This window comes from Pseudoalteromonas sp. MBR-15, assembly GCF_053628915.1.
Genome location: NZ_JBRJHH010000001.1, coordinates 288,114 through 305,389 on the forward strand (window position 1 = coordinate 288,114; position 17,276 = coordinate 305,389).

The window sequence follows — 17,276 nt, forward strand, 5'->3', positions numbered from 1 at the left end:
AGTTATGCCAAGTTATGCAAATCGATATATAAGTAGTTTAACAAGAGAAACGTATGCCCTTATTTTAGCAGGGGGGCGAGGTTCACGTTTACACGAATTAACAGATTGGCGAGCTAAACCGGCGGTGTATTTTGGTGGTAAACACCGGATCATCGACTTTCCGCTGTCGAACTGCATTAACTCGGGCATTCGTCGTGTTGGCATTGCTACACAATATAAATCGCATTCACTGATCCGCCACGTTAATCGTGCATGGGGTCACTTTAAGAAAGAGCTGGGTGAGTCGGTTGAAATCTTGCCAGCGTCACAGCGTTATGGTGATGAATGGTATTGTGGTACAGCTGATGCTGTGTTTCAAAATATGGATATTATTCGTCATGAGCTGCCAAAATACGTCATGATATTATCGGGCGACCATGTATATCGGATGGATTACGGTGGTTTACTCGCAAAGCATGTTGAAAATGGTGCAGACATGACCGTATGTTGTATCGAGGTACCGTGTGAGGAGGCCGCGAATACCTTTGGTGTCATGACTGTGGATGAAAGTAAGCGCGTTCGCCGGTTTGATGAAAAACCTGCGTCGCCAACCTCAGTCCCCGGCAAACCTGGCACGTGCCTAGCTTCAATGGGGAACTATATTTTTAATACTGAGTTTTTATTTGAGCAACTGAAAAAAGACGCCGAAACAGAGGGATCTGGCCGTGACTTTGGTCATGATATCATTCCAGCCATTATTGAAGAGCATAACGTTTTTGCGTATCCGTTTAGAGACCCAGGCTATGATGGACAACCTTATTGGCGTGATGTAGGAACACTTGATTCGTTCTGGGAAGCGAACATGGAGCTGGTTATGCCAGAACCGCAGCTAGATTTATACGACCCTAGCTGGCCTATTTGGACTTACCAAGAGCAACTTCCACCGGCTAAATTTATTTTTGATAATGATGACAGACGAGGTATGGCGGTCGATTCAACAGTGTCTGGCGGGTGTATTATTTCGGGGTCTTTGGTGAGAAAATCGCTATTGTTCTCTAATGTACATGTCCATTCTTATTGTCAAATAGAAGAGTCAGTTATATTACCAGGGGCTAAAATTCAACGTAATTGTCGCATAAAACGCGCGATTATTGATCGTAGCTGCGAGATACCCGCAGGTCTTGAAATAGGCTATGATCATAAAGTTGATAAAGAAAATGGTTTTAGAGTCTCGAAAAAAGGGATTGTCTTAGTGACGCGTGATATGTTGAATGAACTGGCAAAAAAGTTAAAACAACAAGAGCAAGATAACAAACGCCTTGCTTAAATATGGGTGGGGTGGAAGGTACTAATATCACCCCCCAGCACAAAAAATAGAAGTAAAAAGGAGTACGGCAAAGCATGCATGTATTGATGGTTGCTGCAGAGAATGATGCATTACCGAATGCAAAAGTAGGTGGTGTTGCCGATGTCGTAAGAGATTGTCCTAAAGCCCTTGTTGAAAAGGGGCTGACAGTTGATGTGGTGATCCCCGATTATGGTTTTCACGATTTAGAGCGTCATAGCCTAGGTGTGGTCAATGTGGCGTTTGCCGGACACATGCAACAACTCGAAGTGTGGCAACTTGCTCACTCTCAGAAAGGGGTTAGACAGCTGGTTATTTCTCATTGGGAATTTAGCCGTCACCATGGCGCTGTTTATTGTAATGACGAGGCAGGTCGCCCATTTGCAACCGATGCCAGTAAATTTGCCTTATTTAATGCCGCTGTGTGCGAAGCCTTATTACAAGGACTCATTTGTAAGCCTGATGTTATTCATTTACATGATTGGCATAGTGCGTGTGTTGCGTTGTTACTTAAAACAGATAGTCGCTATAACGATTTCTCCACCTTATTTTTAGCTTACACCGTACATAACCTTGCTCTGCAAGGGATCCGTCCTTTTAAAGGGGATACTTCGAGTTTAGAAGCGTGGTTTCCAAGCTTGGGTTATGATGGCCAAAAGTTATGCGATCCACGTTACCCTGACTGTTTCAACCCAATGCGCACAGCGATTAACTTGGTTGATAAAATACATTTAGTATCACCCACATATTGCCAAGAGGTGCTAAAACCAAGCGATCCTGTTAATGGCTTTTTTGGCGGAGAAGGGCTCGAACTTGATTTACAAGCTGCATATCAGCAAGGCCGTGTAGTAGGCATTCTAAACGGGTGTGAGTATCCAGGTGATGAACTATCCGATGTCAGTTTTGCTCATTTATATCAGCACGCTGAGTCGGCACTTTTTCAGTGGATGGCAAAAACGTCTGAGCTTGACCCAGCGCATTATATAGCACATCAGCGTGTGCTTAAGTTTAAAACACAGCCTTTCTCTGGCCCTTTAGTGACGAGTGTTGGGCGATTAACAGATCAAAAAGTGCTCCTGCTTTGTCAGCCGTATGATAAAGCATTAGTGCTAGATGAATTATGCCAGCGTTTAAAGCAACATGATGGGTATATGATTATTCTTGGCTCAGGTGATACTGAACTTGAAAAAGTGATGACCACAGTCATGGCCCGACAAGATAACTTATTATTTTTGAAAGGATACGCTCATTTTGTTGGCGAGTACTTGTATCATTTAGGCGATCTGTTTTTAATGCCCAGTTCATTTGAACCCTGTGGTATTAGTCAAATGCTCGCCATGCGCGCAGGTCAACCGTGTCTAGTGCATGGTGTCGGTGGACTTCGTGATACTGTGCAGCACCTTGAAACGGGATTTAGTTTTAAAGGTGAGAGTTTAACCGCTCAAAGTTACGAACTTATTACTGGTTTTACTGAAGCGCTTGCGCTAAAAAATGCAGATCCTAAAAAGTGGCAAGGAATTTGTGAACAGGCTAAAAATGCGCGTTTCTCGTGGCAATCAGTCGCAGATGGTTATTTATCGTACTTATATCAATAAAAACACCCTGATTCATGGCAATTAAGTGACTTTTATGTCAATTTCCGCTATTAATTACTTAGTGTTATATAAATGATAAAAAGTAGGTAAAGTGGCTGTATTTGTTGCTAGGCAAGCGGTCTTTAATCGTCGTCAACAAGTTGTCGCCTATGAGCTACTATTTCGCGATAGTGAAAAAAACAGTTTTCCAAACGTGTCAGAAAGCACCGCAACGGCACGTCTCATTATGGAAAATCAGCTCAATTTAGGTACCCGGCATATCACGTCGGGCAAAAAAGCATTAATTAATATAGGTCCAGAGTCTTTAAAACTGGATCTATGTGCTTTTTTGCCAACGAAAGATGTCGTTATCGAGCTGCTAGAAACGATGGAGCCTACCGATGAAAACTATGCGTTTTGTCGTGAGTTATTTCATAACAATTATAAACTTGCCTTAGATGACTTTGTGTACCAGCCCGAGTGGGACCGCTTTTTAAAGCTTGTTCGACTTATCAAGTTTGATGTAAAACAAACCCCATTTGAAGAAATTCTACCCGTAGTTAAAAAATTAAAAAAACACAAAAAAATAAAGTTATTAGCAGAAAAGCTCGAGACGGCAGATGATTTTGAAAAAGCCTACGAAATGGGGTTTGACTTTTTTCAAGGCTATTTCTTTGCCAAACCAACCATGATCCAACAGCGTGATATTGATTATAACTACGCATTGGTTTTATCAATTTATGCTGAAGTCATGCGTCCAGACCCCGATATTAGCGAAATAGCGGGGTTATTCTCGCTAGATACTGCTTTAGCTTATAAGCTCTTACGCTTAATAAACAGTGGTGTATTCCCTATAAAAAGTAAAATAGGTTCGTTAAAACAAGCGCTTGTTTATCTTGGTCATGAACGACTGAAAAAGTTTGTTAGCTTAATTATTACTGCACATAGCGCACAAACTAAACCTGCCGAGCTCACGCGGCTTTGTGTTGTAAGAGCTCGATTTTGTGAGCTAATAGCACAGCGTGTGGCTAAGCAGCAAACCGGAGAAGCGTTTTTAACAGGGTTGTTTTCATTACTCGATGCTATTCTTGACCAACCAATGGAAAAGTTGCTTGAACGTTTACCATTTCCAGATGAAATACACAGTGCATTAATGCAAGAAAAGAATATTCTTTATTATATTCTCGAAACAGTTAAAGCCTACGAAACTGGAAGCTGGTGGGCATTAGAACAAGCAGTGGCTTTTTTAACAATAGAAAGCGCAGACCTTCCCAAAATATATGAAAATGCTGTAAATTGGAGCGATAGCTGCAGACAAAATTTATAAGTGATATATGCGCAATATTAATATGGATGTGTTAAGAGGGATTGCGGTACTGGGTTTAATGTTCATGAATGCCTATTACTTTGGTATTTTTGAGTATGGCTATGTAACAAGTGCAACACCTTCTGTGGCGGATAAGTTTATAAATATTATTAATTTAGTCTTTATTGATGGCCGGTTTCGAACCCTCTTTTGTTTATTGTTTGGCGCAGCACTTACAATTCAATTACAGCGCTGGCAAAGCATAGATGCATTGCATAAGCGTTTAAAAGTATTAGCGTTTATAGGGTTGGCCCATGGGTTTTTACTTTGGGCTGGTGATATTTTATTCATTTATGCATGTGCAGGGTGGTTGGCACTCAAGTTCAGCCATGAACCGAATGATAAAATAGTAAGAATGGGCATGCTATTTCTGCTACTCGGTGCACTCTCCTCTTTTTTATTGGCATTTATTGAACCTGAACTGCTTCCTGTTACGCGTGACTCTGCGGCTTTTTTAGAGGCATACAATGCGGCATTTTCATCCTATTTAGCGGGCTTTATGAGTAATGTGTTGATGTTTATCATCATGATTATAGCTGTTCCGCTTATTACGCTGTGGATGGCTGGCGGGCTCATGCTGATTGGGATGTATTTGTATAAACAAAAGATCTTCGAAAATGGCCTTACTAGAGAACAGTTAAACTTTATTGTGCCTGCAGCGCTGGGCTTTACCGTTTTACGATTAGCGGTTGAACCAAATACACATGTACTTATGGTCGCATTGGCTGAGCCTTTCTCTTGGTTTGCAGCACTTGCGATGGCAACGTTGTATATTCATATACTCGTAAAATACGTTAAGAATAACCCCGAAAAGTGTTTAGTATTACAACAAGCAGGGCGTATGTCTTTAACCCTTTACTTAATGCAAACCGTGATATTTTTAGTGTGTTTTAAAGTCATGTTCCCTGAGTGGGTGTTGAGTTTTGATCGCATTAATTATTGGCTTCTTATTGCGGGTGTGGTTGTCTTTCAGCTGGTATTTTGCAAAGTATATACTCAACTGTTTCGATACGGTCCGTGTGAGACTGTGTGGCGAAAACTGTCACGATAATTACCCGTATACTACACTTTTAAAAAATAACGTGCTGGAATGAACATGCGGGTTATATTGAGTGTTTTAATACTGCTTTGCTCTTTACCACTTTTTGCTGTAGAGCAATTTTCGGTGCTATTTGTAAATCCCTCGGTAAAAGCGGAGCCTTTTTGGCAAAAAGTCACAGCAGTAATGCAAGCTGCGGCAACACACAGTAACGTCAAGCTTGATATTATTTACGGTGGTGGCAATCGGCATATTCAGCTAGAAGAGCTTAGACACTATCTTAAATACAACGCCACTCCCGACTATGTTGTACTGATTAATTACCCTGGGGGAGCAGATCAATCAATGAGCTTACTTGAAAGTCACAAGATAAAGTTCATCACATTAGAAGAAACCACCCTCGGCGCAGAGCGCCAGCAAATTGGTAAACCCTCAGAGCATTTTAAATATTGGCTCGGAGAGGTTTATCACGATAATTTTGAAGCGGGTATACAATTAGGAAAAGCATTGTTTGATAATGCTAAACAAGCAAAACAAGAACCCAAATTTGTGGCCATTAACGGTCACTATGGGACTGAATCAGATACTCGCAGTAATGGTTTAAGTCACTATTTACGAACCCAACATGTCGAGCTTGAGCAAGTTGTTTATGCAAATTGGAATAAAACCGAAGCCACTGAAAAAGTGCGCCGTCTATTGCACCGTTACCCACAAACGAATGTTATTTGGTGTGCATCGGATTTAATGGCACTGGGCGCACTTGATGCAGTTAAAGAAAAGTCAGGCAAACGCTATTTTATCGGCGGCATAGACTGGCTTGATGACAACTTAAGGTTAATTGAACAAGGGCGCTTAACAGCCAGTGTAGGCGGGCACTTTATGATGGGGGCGTGGGCGTTAATTAGTTTGGTCGATCATCATAATGGTCATCCATATTGGCAAACTCATCATGAAATTAAATTTAAATTAGGCGTGATCACGAACCAAAATGTGACAAGTTACCATTGGCTCAGTGATATCACGGACTGGTCAGTTATTCCATTCGATGCTTTTTTGCTGCGCAATACTCGCAATGCAGAGTATCGGTTTGATTTTGACACATTGCAGACGTTGCTCACCGAAAAACCTGCACTGCATTAAAGCGAGCCGTTAAACGAAGATTAATCTGCCTAGCGTGCTATAGGGTTCTGGTATAAACTAGCGGCTTTAAAATTAAGACAGAAGTGTGCCATGACAGAGTTAAAGCGATTAAATAAATTTATCAGTGAAACAGGGTTTTGTTCGCGCAGAGAGGCTGATAAATATATTGAGGAAGGTCGTGTTACTGTTAATGGTAATTTGCCAGAAATGGGTGTTAAAGTCAGTGATGCTGATGAAGTACTTATTGATGGTAAACCACTCAAAGCCAAACCGAAACGTGTTTATATTGCATATAATAAACCCGTTGGTATTACCTGTACCACTGAGCGAAAAATTCAAAGTAACATTGTAAAAGCGGTTAATTATCCTGAGCGTATTTTCCCAATTGGTCGATTAGACCGCCCATCTGAAGGCTTAATCTTTTTAACCAACGAAGGCGATATCGTTAATAAGATTTTACGAGCGGGCAATAACCACGAAAAAGAATATGTAGTCACTGTCGATAAGCCACTTAATCGTCAGTTTGTAAACAAAATGGCAAATGGTATTCCAATTTTAGATACCGTTACGAAAAAGTGCAAAGTGAAACAAACTGGCCCACAGCAGTTTACTATTGTGTTAACGCAAGGGCTAAATCGTCAAATTCGCCGTATGTGTGAATACCTCGGCTACGAAGTGGTCACGCTTAAACGTACACGTATTATGAATGTGACGTTAAAAGGCTTAAAAGTGGGGCAATGGCGCCATTTAACTGAGCAAGAGATGGCTGAAATTAATAACTCAATTGCCGACTCGGGTAAAACAGAGGAACGTTCAATTGACGATAATAAACAGCCAACTAAGCCAAGAACGCCTCAACCACGTTCAGAAGGCGAGAAAAAACGCGACTTTTCTAGCTATGTTAAAAAAGGCCGCACAGACTCAAAACCAGGCTCGAATAAAGCGAATCAAGGTAAACCTAGGTCAAACCAAATAAAGCGAAGTAGCACAAAACGCACTGGCACATTGAGCTTGAAAAAGTAAACGCTATAACGGCGTTTTGCTCAATTTTATCTTCAACTATTATGTGTTGTTGGTGCTCGCTTCACCAACAACACTGTACTTATCGCTTAACCCCCAATTTTGTACCAGGTATTGCTTCTTATATAGTTTTAAGTCGATTTAGATTACTTTCTCGATAACATAGCTGGTGGCAATACCTTAAAACCAGTAGTTGATGACTTTGCTTGCCAAGCTATTTTAGATAACTGGGATAGCACTGACTTAACTGAAGTTACCGCTTTTCTAAATCAGTTATGTGATGATCAAGTCGCTCAGGTTGCATCGCAACCAAGTAAGATGTTTTTTGAGTTCGACAATATGAACTGGCAATTTACACCTTATGCTGCACTTATGCTGTTAACGCTAAGAGCACATCATGGCCTTGAGAATCCTGATTTTGAGCATCCTGGGTTTGGTAATCTTACTTCTTTGCTATTAACGCAGCCTGTAGCGCCTCAAAAAGATGACGTGCTTGAACAGCTCGTAGCTAAATTACATGAGCAAGGCTTTGATGAATTACTTCAACACCGTGAATCTTTGGGAACTGTTGTCAGAAGCTAGTAAACTAGAAAAAGTATCGTTTACATAAAAGCAATCTACCTGATTTACATGGGTAGATTGCGTATCGCTTTTATCATTTTTAATGATGAGCAGGCATTAGAATAGCGTGTGTGATATCTTCGAAACGAATGACATGCCCGCCAAATTCATTTTGAAAGTTTATCGCATCTTGTTCAGTTGCAAAACTGGCCAATGTATTCCCCATAGCGCCTTGTTGAGATGAGCCCGCAACATACCAAGCTTTTCGCGCATTTATAAAGTAATTATCGGCGGGTTTATGCCAGGGTGTTTTACTCATGTCATGTACAAAAATATCGCTTACATTACGTGTGTTTTCAGGTTCTAGGTAGTAACTGAACATATCTCGTGTTGAACAAAACTTATGTATTTTTTTGCCCGAGCCCGAGTTTGTATCAGTTTGCAGTAGTTCAGCCTTCGGGCCTGGAAATTCTGAAATCAACATACCGCATAAATGACATTCATCGGTTGCTTCAATTGCAACTGCTTGGCTGGGTGTTTGTTTAATTTCACTCTCCCCACAGGCACAAAGCATGAATAGAAGTGGCAGTATCGGCAGTAAGGTTTTAACGTTCATTACATTCTCTTTTTAGTAAATAGTGTGATGGCTAAAATTAATGGCAAGATAACCCAGGCGACGAGCACGCAAAGCAACTGAGTAAGCGACAGGCTTGAGCGTATTGCAATAGCAAGAGCCCCGTTTACATCTGCGCTGTCTAAGCCTGCTAGATTCACTAATCTAAAAATATCAGCGGGATTCAACATCATCAGAAACGTGAGTGATTGTTGGCTTATACCATCTTCTGTGCCTACGAGAAGAGCGAGTAAACCGAGATCAAATATGAGTGCGAAAATAAACCAGACGATTAAAGCAGCACCGGCAGCTTTCGACTTTTCACTCACCGAGATGCTAATTATAAAGGCAATAGCAATGAAGCTAAGGCCTAACATAACGGCACTGGCTATGAATAATGAAAATACAGTAATAATTTCAGTTTGCTGAGTATGGGCATATAAAATGACACCAGATGCACCAAAGCCAATTAAAATTGCCAGTGCAATGATACTTCCTTGCCCTATAAATTTTCCCATTAGTAATTGGGTTTTGTTGATAGGGTAGGTAAGTAATAAGAGTAAGGTGCCACTTTCTAGCTCACCTACAAAGCTGTCGTAACTGAGTAACAAGGCGATTAAAGGAATAAGAAAAACAGCTAAACTTGCTAAGCTTGCTACAGTGGTCGAGGTTGAGGTTAACCCTGTTTCACCTGCGACCGCTGAGCCAAAATAGGTCAGCCCTACTGATAATAAGGCAAAAATAATTGTAATTGAGAGCAACCAACGGTTGCGAAGACCATCGCTAAACTCTTTTGCAGCAACAGTGAAGACTGATTTCATATGCTTCCCTTTTGTGGCGCTTGAGATAAAATTTGTTGATAAACCTGATTTAAATCGGGTTGTTCAATGTGTATATCATCTAAATGACGGTATTTAACGAGCTCGCGGAGAACATTCATTTTATTCTCGTCTTTTACCAATAAATCGGTATCGTGACAGAGTTCAACATGGGTCATTAATTGTGAGTCATTAACGAGCTCAGAGGGGGAAACACCGCGAGTTTTAATGCGTATATCTAAGTTTGCATGTGCGCGTAGACTGGCTAAATTACCGCAAGCAAGTTGTTGCCCTTTACTCAGAATAATCGCACGGTCAATATGGCGCTCAACCCCTGGTAACACATGAGAGCACAGGATAATACTGGTGCCGTGTGCTTTAAGGTTGTCAACTTGTTGGTAAAATTCAGTTGTTGCAACCGGGTCAAGCCCAACCGTTGGTTCATCTAGTAATAGTAATTTAGGTTTACCTAAAAATGCCTGGGCAAGTCCTAAACGTTGACGCATTCCTTTGGAATATGTTTTAACCGCGCGGTTCATTGCCTCTGTTAATCCTACTTGCGCTATTAAATCTTTTGCGTGTTGTTTGTTAAAACCTTTCAGTTTTGCAAAGTAATTGAGTACTTCTATTCCTGTTAAATGCTCATAAAAACTGACATTTTCAGGCAAGTAACCGACTTGGGATCGAATATGCCATGCGGCTTTGGAGTCTGGTTTAGCACCGAGTACATCGACACTGCCATTTGTTGGCGATGTGATACCCAGAATGAGTTTCATCATGGTTGTTTTGCCAGCACCATTATGACCAAAAAGGCCGAGCACTTCACCGGGCGCGAGCTCGCAGCTAAGGTTATTGACTGCTGTGAGACTGCCATAGCTTTTTGTTACTTGGTTCATTGAAACCACGGGCGTGTTAGTCATGTTGTTTGTCCTTGATATCACTCTGCGATTTAATAACTTGAGGTGAGTGTGGGGAGCGCATTAATGGGTAGCTGTCTTTAACACCAGCAGGCTTTAATACAGGAAATTGGCGTTGTACCCAGCGCAGTGTTAATACCGATGGACTATCCATTAGCATTTTCATTTCTGGGTATTGCCAAACCAATTTATCAATTCCGTCGTTGGGTTCAAAGGCAACATCACCCACGCCATCATTATTCATATCCCAGCCTAAATAATTGCTCCAATAGTTACCGCGGCTATCGTGACTCCATTCTTGTTTTTTATTGGAAACGTATTTGACTTGCGTGGGGTTATTTATAAAGCTGTTGCCATACACTTGCGTATGCTCAGAGCCTGCAGTGAGGTGAATACCAATTTCTGTGGTATCAACCACGTTATCGACAATGTTGTTATACGCTGAGTTGTATACAAAAAAACCTTTTCCGTCTCGCCCTAATACTTTGTTTTCGGGCTTGGTCCACACATTAGAAATGTGATTGTTTAGGATGTCTGACGAGGTAATAAAATTCATTAGTAACCCATAATCTTCACTGTTAGTCGTTCGATTACCTTGGATCACTAAATTGCGCGAGCTCATTAAGGCATAACCAGCCCGCGTATTGTATGCGTTATTATTGAGTACTTTATTGTCGTGGGAATACATGTAATGAACGCCATAGCGTAGATCATGAAGCGTGTTATTTTCTAATACGTTATCTTGGCTTGATATTATGTACAGGCCATCGCGCGTGTAAGAGACATCATTTCCTTTAACCAGTACATGTTGCACATTGGAGAGCTGAATACCATTGCCGCGATCTGCTGAACGCAGGGCTTTATTGCCAACAATCACGTTATTTAAAACCTGTACATGCTGGCCTTTTTGTAACCAAATACCAAAACCATCGCCTTTAAGGTGGTTATTGGCAATCATTAGTTGCTCTGCTTTTTGATCTGAATAAATACCGGAATGTTGTTCGGTTAAGTTATTTCCCCAATTCACTATCTCGAGATTTTTAATCGAAATATGTGAACTTTTTAACAGTAATGCGTGGCCTTCGCCTAAAGCATCAATGACAGCACCTGTTTCACCAATAAGGTGGATGGCTTTATTGACAACAAAATTTCCTTGGTAAATACCCTTCGTTAAAACAATTGTGTCGCCTGCTTTTGCGCTATCTAACTGCGCTTGTAAATCATCAGCTGCAGAGAGTCGCGTACTCACTGCCAACGAATAACATGAAAAACAGAGCAGTATTGCTCCACATAAACGGTGTAACCAAATTAACTGCACTCAATAAACCTTCTATTTGTAACGATAAAGGGTATGGGAAAGTCCCATACCCAAATACGAAGCTTACGCTTCAACTAACATGCGGCCTCGCATTTCCATATGCAGTGCATGACAGAACCAGTTACAGTAGTACCACTGCACACCCGGTTTATCAGCGATAAACGTTATGGATGCCGTTGCTTGCGGTGCAACTTCCATCTGCACACCATGATTGGTCATACAGAAACCGTGTGTCACGTCTTCAACTTGGTCTAAGTTAGTAATAACCACAGTGACTTCGTCACCTAGTTTCACTCTAAACTCAGTCATGCCAAAGCTAGGTGCAATTGAGGTCATGTAGACACGTACTTTTTTGCCGTCTCTCACCACTTTGTTATCAGCGTAAACATTAACACCGTCTGCTTTTGCCATTGCGATAGTATCGGCAAAGAAAGGATCGTTTCGCTCCCACAGTTTATTTGGCTTCACCTTAGAGCGGTGAACAATGATACAGTCGTGAGGTTCAGCGAAAGTTGGGCCATCGTGAACCAACTTCATTTCATCACCTGAAATATCTATGAGCTGATCATTTTCTGCACGTAATGGCCCGACAGGTAAGAACCTATCTTTTGAGAACTTACACAGTGCAATAAGCCATTTACCATCTGCATCACGGGTTTCACCTTGAGAAGTATGGTTGTGCCCCGGCTGATAGTGAACATCTAACTTCTGACGTATGTAGTTCACTTTCTCACCATTGTATGCCTTGATAGCATCTTCAACGCTCCACTTCGCAATTTGGCTGTCGATAAACAGCGTGGTGTAAGCGTTACCACGGTTATCAAATGCGGTATGAAGTGGCCCTAAGCCTAGTTCAGGTTCTGCAACGATGGTGTCGCGAGGCTTAATTTTGTTATCAAATAGGTCATCTAGTTTCTTAATTGAAATCACAGAAACAGTCGGTGATAACTTACCATTAGCAACAAAATAGTCGCCATTGGGTGAGGTATTTAAACCATGTGGTGATTTAGGAACCGGAATGTACGCTGTGAGTGTTGACCCTTTACGGCCATCTAACACTGGTACATTATTGCCATTGTAGGTTTTAAATTTGCCTGCTTTAATGGCGGCTTCGCATCGCGGTAAGTTAAATACAACAACATGGTCACGTTCAGATGAGATCATATCACCGAGTGTGACTCCCATTTCTGAGTTATAACAGGTTGATGCAAAATACTTTCCGTCAAAATCGGCGTCGGTGTTATCTAAATTACCATCCACCATTACTTGGAATGCGACTTCCATGGTTTCGGCATTAATCACATTAAACAATGAACGATAGGTGCTAATGTCGTCCATTGATGCTTTGCCATCGTTGTTCATGGGAATTTCGAATTCGCCATTACAAATCACATATTTAGTGTATGGAACCTTTTGCACACGCAAGCCATGGATTGCTTGAACATTAGGAACGGTTAGCATTTTATCGGTCTTCATAACATCACAGCGAATACGTGCTACACGACTGTTGGCCTTGTCGTTAATGAACACATATTTACCGTCGTAACGGCCATCAGTCATACTCATATGCGGATGGTGTGAGTCACCACATTGCAGATGTGCGCTGTCGCCTTTGATGCGTTTAGATTCATTCGTCAGACCCCAGCCTGTTGCGCTGTCGGTATTAAAAACAGGAATACGCATGAGTTCCCGCATTGACGGAATACCTAAAATACGCACTTCCCCCGAGTGGCCTCCACTCCAAAAACCATAATATTCATCTAGTTCACCTGGGTGAACAGTGGCACTGTTACTGCCTGCTTCTGCGGCTTGTGCCTTAGCCATTGATGCGAACATAGTAGCTGACATAGGCGCTGCAACTACACCTGCACCTAATAAAGCACTTTTAGCAAAAAACTTACGTCTGCTTTCGTCTTTCAGCTGTTTTTGTTCTGGGAGCTTTTTCCTATCACTCATGGACTTCCTCCGGTTATTTCATTGTGCTTGGTGATGGGCGTAGTTAGCTAACGTCCACCGTGGGTATTTCTTTTTCCTGAAATTTATTCTTCTTCCTGGCAAGTTTCTTTAGTGGTGGACATTTCTGTTCATTAAAATAGGTGACTTGACAGTCAAGACAGTAGTGACACTCGCGCATATTGATTGAACCATCAGGGTGAATAGCTTGTATTTCGCATTCTTTAGCGCAGGTTTTACATGGCTGACCACACTCAGGCCGACGTTTTAACCAACTAAACAAGCGTAAATTAGAGCCCACAGAGAGCGCTGCGCCTAATGGACATAAGTAGCGACAAAAGAATTTTCGGTTAAATAAATTAATTACCAGCAAAGACACGGCATACAACACAAATGGCCATTGCCTATCAAACTTGAGTAAGAAGGTGGTTTTAAATGGTTCAACTTCAGCCATTTGCTCTGCAACAGCCATAGAGTCAAGAGACATGCCGAATAAAGCCAGTAAAATAAGGTACTTAATGGCCCATAAACGTTCATGCACTGCAAAAGGGGGCTCTATTTGCGGCAGCTTCACATAGCGTGCAAATACATTTAGTAGCTCTTGCAAAGCGCCAAATGGACATAACCAACCACAGTATACGGCGCGCCCGAACATCATAATGGTCACCGCAGCAGCACACCAAAGAATGAAAATAACGGGGTCGAGTAAAAATAAATCCCACGAAAAATCAGACATCAATGCTTGTAAAAAAGTGAATACGTTCACTACAGAGAGTTGTCCGCCCCAGCTCCAGCCGATAAACACCACCACCACGATAAGGAATATGTGTCGGAAATTGTGTAAAAAGGTTGGGTGACGCACCAGAATATCCTGAAATATTAAGGTAGCGCCTAATAGAAGCATGAGGAACAGCAGAATAATCACTTCCACTTGCTTGTCTTGCCATACTTGTTGCGTCAGTGATAATTCAGCTTCTGGTTCAGGCATAGCGGGGCGACTGACATATTTATCTAAAGTATGATAATCGCCTTTAAAACTCGTGAATGTGCTGTCGATAGCGCCCATTTGACGGCGTACTAATAGCTCTAGTTGCCAATCGGCTCCGGGGTTAAACTCATCGTGAGCGCGTGCGATAAAAATAGACATTTCTTTGAATTTGGGTGCGCCTGTGGCGTAAATATCAGTGACGCGAAAGTGGTCTAAATCGTGGAACGAAATGGTATCGCCATTTTGCAAAAGTTGAATACGGTCAAAAATACCGCCACGAACGTAGCCTGAGCCTTTAAAAGAATAGCCATTTCCTAGCACAATAAAGGCATGCTCACCGGGGGCTAATTGCGCCATAAGCCATTGGTACTCACTCTCACCAAGTAAGTTTATGCCTATGTGAGGAATATTAGCTTGTGCGTAATAAAGTTCAGCGAACATAGCGCTTTTTTGTTCAGGAGCAGCTGCATCAATGTGTTCTGCTTCTGTGCCTACAAACGCCTCATCAACGGCCTCTCGACTTAGGTACAAGCGGCGAATAGACCCGTCACCCGTTAACGCTTGCCAACTTGCTGGTTGATAAACATCGTGCTTTATAGTGGCCATTGGTAAGCGATTTAAAGCTTCAAGATCAATTATGTTTAAACGTGCGGCGATTTTTTTTGCTGACTTAGTTACCGCATCATTCATGACCATGACCGTGACTGTGGCACCAGAAAGTCCATCAATGTTGACGATATTATCTGAGCTGCTGCCTCCTACTTTAAGGCGATCGCTAACATGTAAGCCCGTGTATTGATCAGTAAACTCCCATAGTTTTGATTCTGGGATACCCGTTAAAATAATCGGCTCGTGATGCTCTAATACCTTCACCCCTAAATAATTACCTTGGGGGTCAATGGTAACGAGCATATTCACTGGCTCGCCCGAATAAGCTGGAATTTTGGCAATATCATTGGTTTCAAAAGCGTAGCCCAGTACGTTTTTGTCTTGATAAACGACCCATGCGAAAGGCGCACTTTCGTCGTTAGATATCCGCTGTTTTTCACCAATATGTGTCGCTTGGGGAAAAATTTCCTCAATGAATGGCATGGGATCTTTTGGTGGGCTTACAAACACCGCCTCGCAGGGTAATGTAAGTATAATTAACATCATCGCGCAGAGGTACAAAAGCCAGGTTGATTTTATATTCATAACAGCACCAACAATTCCTTATAAATGGCTTTATTTAGGAAAGTTATATTGTTTTATTTTTCTCATTAATAACCTTACTCTTCTTTACAATGATTTTAGTGACCTTGATCAATTTTTGACTAGATAACATTTAACTACATGTGTTTTTTCGAGTGGGGTTAATGTGTTACAGAAAATTTAATAATTAATTTAAGTATAAATTTTAGAGAGATGATATACCTAGTAAGGAGTACCTAACTAAGAGTAGTGTAAGGAATATTTTTTAGTGCGTTAGGCTTAGTCTTGATTTTATAAATAAACTGGTAAAGAAGGATTAATCGGTTTTGAATTTGGTTTTTTTATTCATGCCTTTGTATTTTTAATCGCATGTAAATAGCGGTTGCATGGTTTTTATTGTTCATTTAAATACAATTATTTGGTGTGTTTAACCCAATGTATGGCGTTTTATATTGGTGTAAAAATCACTGTTTAAGAGTGTTTAAAATACATTCGTACATACCATGTATATACACTTTTAGGTAATTAAATACAGTCGTACCGCATGACTAAAAAGGGGGTGGTGATGAACACCAAAAAGCGGTTTATTTCACCGTCAGCCATGCTCTTTAACAGCCTGCGGCCAGATAACCTGCTTGAACAATAAGAAACTGCATGCCTTGGTGGCAGTGATTACAAGATTAAAGAGGGGCTGATTGTTTCGCTCTTTAAGATTCAAGGGTTGGTAAAAAGAGAGAGCGGAACTTATTACTAGCTATAGTATTAGAGCTAGTATAAGCCCATGCATTAATAATGATGAGCTTGAAAGGTTTTATGGTAACTTAAAAACAACCTTGCAAAGTACCATAATCAACGCGTTAGCATATGATAAATGATGTAATAGTGTATATCTGTTATCACAGTTTAGAACGTTAGTTTCTTAAGAAATTGGTCTGATTCGGTTGCGCAAAATACAATCAAAAGTTAATGTATTTGAGAACATAAAGAGCGGCAAGTTTCATAATAGACCAAATGTAGCTGATAGCGCTTGACGATGTTTTAGAACGTGGTGTCCATCTCTATGCAATCGTTAAACAACTTCGGTATTAAGAAAGCAGTGAATAGCGTGGCTATAAGTAATAATGGGTCTATCAAGAAATAAATAAAGCGCTTCGAGAATAAAAAGCAAGGATATTTTTCGCCGCACAGACGTTATGTATATATGTTCTAAGTAAGAGGATGTTTATCGTAATGTGCTTGAGCAACATGCTCTTATTCAGCGTGTTAGCCATATTTGAAACTTCTGGGAAAACGTCTGTCGAAAGATTTTCCATTCAATGATAATTGCATTAATTTAATACAAGCTAATCATGAATCGCGAAAACATACATCAGAATATCTGCTCTTTATATTTGTTTTGAAATTGCGCTAATTTTTATTGACGAATAAAAATATTTTACTAATTCATGCTACAA

The 17,276-nt window shown here is 41.0% G+C and carries 13 protein-coding genes; 7 read left to right on the forward strand and 6 right to left on the reverse strand.

The features are described 5' to 3' along the window. The first annotated feature begins 4 nt into the window (after positions 1-4). From glgC to ACSSVW_RS01190, 7 genes are all read left to right on the forward strand, one after another. Entirely contained in the window at positions 5-1,306 is a 1,302-nt protein-coding gene (gene glgC / locus ACSSVW_RS01160; RefSeq protein WP_036972054.1) for a glucose-1-phosphate adenylyltransferase, read from the forward strand. Between the two features lie 74 nt (positions 1,307-1,380). Then, complete coding sequence (locus ACSSVW_RS01165) at positions 1,381-2,919, forward strand: glycogen synthase (protein ID WP_454178659.1); 1,539 nt, start codon at positions 1,381-1,383, stop codon at positions 2,917-2,919. 91 nt (positions 2,920-3,010) lie between these two features. Then, positions 3,011-4,225 carry an EAL and HDOD domain-containing protein gene (locus tag ACSSVW_RS01170; RefSeq protein WP_036972050.1) on the forward strand — a complete coding sequence of 405 codons (1,215 nt, stop codon included), beginning with the start codon at positions 3,011-3,013 and terminating at the stop codon, positions 4,223-4,225. Between the two features lie 7 nt (positions 4,226-4,232). Beyond that, positions 4,233-5,315, forward strand: coding sequence for a DUF418 domain-containing protein (locus ACSSVW_RS01175; protein ID WP_454178660.1), 1,083 nt, complete (start codon positions 4,233-4,235; stop codon positions 5,313-5,315). A gap of 45 nt (positions 5,316-5,360) precedes the next feature. Continuing rightward, positions 5,361-6,443 carry an ABC transporter substrate-binding protein gene (locus tag ACSSVW_RS01180; RefSeq protein WP_454178661.1) on the forward strand — a complete coding sequence of 361 codons (1,083 nt, stop codon included), beginning with the start codon at positions 5,361-5,363 and terminating at the stop codon, positions 6,441-6,443. Positions 6,444-6,533: 90 nt separating this feature from the next. Further along, entirely contained in the window at positions 6,534-7,466 is a 933-nt protein-coding gene (rluF, locus tag ACSSVW_RS01185; protein ID WP_075593245.1) for a 23S rRNA pseudouridine(2604) synthase RluF, read from the forward strand. A gap of 315 nt (positions 7,467-7,781) precedes the next feature. Continuing rightward, positions 7,782-8,045: a hypothetical protein gene (locus ACSSVW_RS01190; RefSeq protein WP_454178662.1), complete on the forward strand. Its 264-nt coding sequence runs from the start codon at positions 7,782-7,784 to the stop codon at positions 8,043-8,045. Between the two features lie 79 nt (positions 8,046-8,124). Here the strand turns inward: ACSSVW_RS01190 and ACSSVW_RS01195 are convergent, their stop codons facing one another. The 6 genes from ACSSVW_RS01195 to nosR form a co-directional block, all read right to left on the reverse strand. Then, positions 8,125-8,640, reverse strand: coding sequence for a nitrous oxide reductase accessory protein NosL (locus ACSSVW_RS01195; RefSeq protein WP_199524404.1), 516 nt, complete (start codon positions 8,638-8,640; stop codon positions 8,125-8,127). Continuing rightward, a complete protein-coding gene (locus ACSSVW_RS01200) occupies positions 8,640-9,458 on the reverse strand; it encodes an ABC transporter permease (RefSeq protein WP_036972040.1) in 819 nt (272 codons plus the stop codon). The genes ACSSVW_RS01195 and ACSSVW_RS01200 overlap by 1 nt, the downstream gene beginning before the upstream one ends. Then, positions 9,455-10,375, reverse strand: coding sequence for an ABC transporter ATP-binding protein (locus tag ACSSVW_RS01205; protein WP_036972038.1), 921 nt, complete (start codon positions 10,373-10,375; stop codon positions 9,455-9,457). Before ACSSVW_RS01205 ends, ACSSVW_RS01200 begins: the two co-directional genes overlap by 4 nt. Further along, a complete protein-coding gene (locus ACSSVW_RS01210; RefSeq protein WP_454178809.1) occupies positions 10,368-11,681 on the reverse strand; it encodes a nitrous oxide reductase family maturation protein NosD in 1,314 nt (437 codons plus the stop codon). The genes ACSSVW_RS01205 and ACSSVW_RS01210 overlap by 8 nt, the downstream gene beginning before the upstream one ends. A gap of 72 nt (positions 11,682-11,753) precedes the next feature. After that, a complete protein-coding gene (gene nosZ, locus ACSSVW_RS01215) occupies positions 11,754-13,646 on the reverse strand; it encodes a TAT-dependent nitrous-oxide reductase (protein ID WP_454178663.1) in 1,893 nt (630 codons plus the stop codon). Positions 13,647-13,689: 43 nt separating this feature from the next. After that, on the reverse strand, positions 13,690-15,825 hold the full coding sequence (gene nosR / locus ACSSVW_RS01220; RefSeq protein WP_454178664.1) for a transcriptional regulator NosR: 2,136 nt from the start codon (positions 15,823-15,825) through the stop codon (positions 13,690-13,692). Positions 15,826-17,276 lie beyond the last annotated feature (1,451 nt).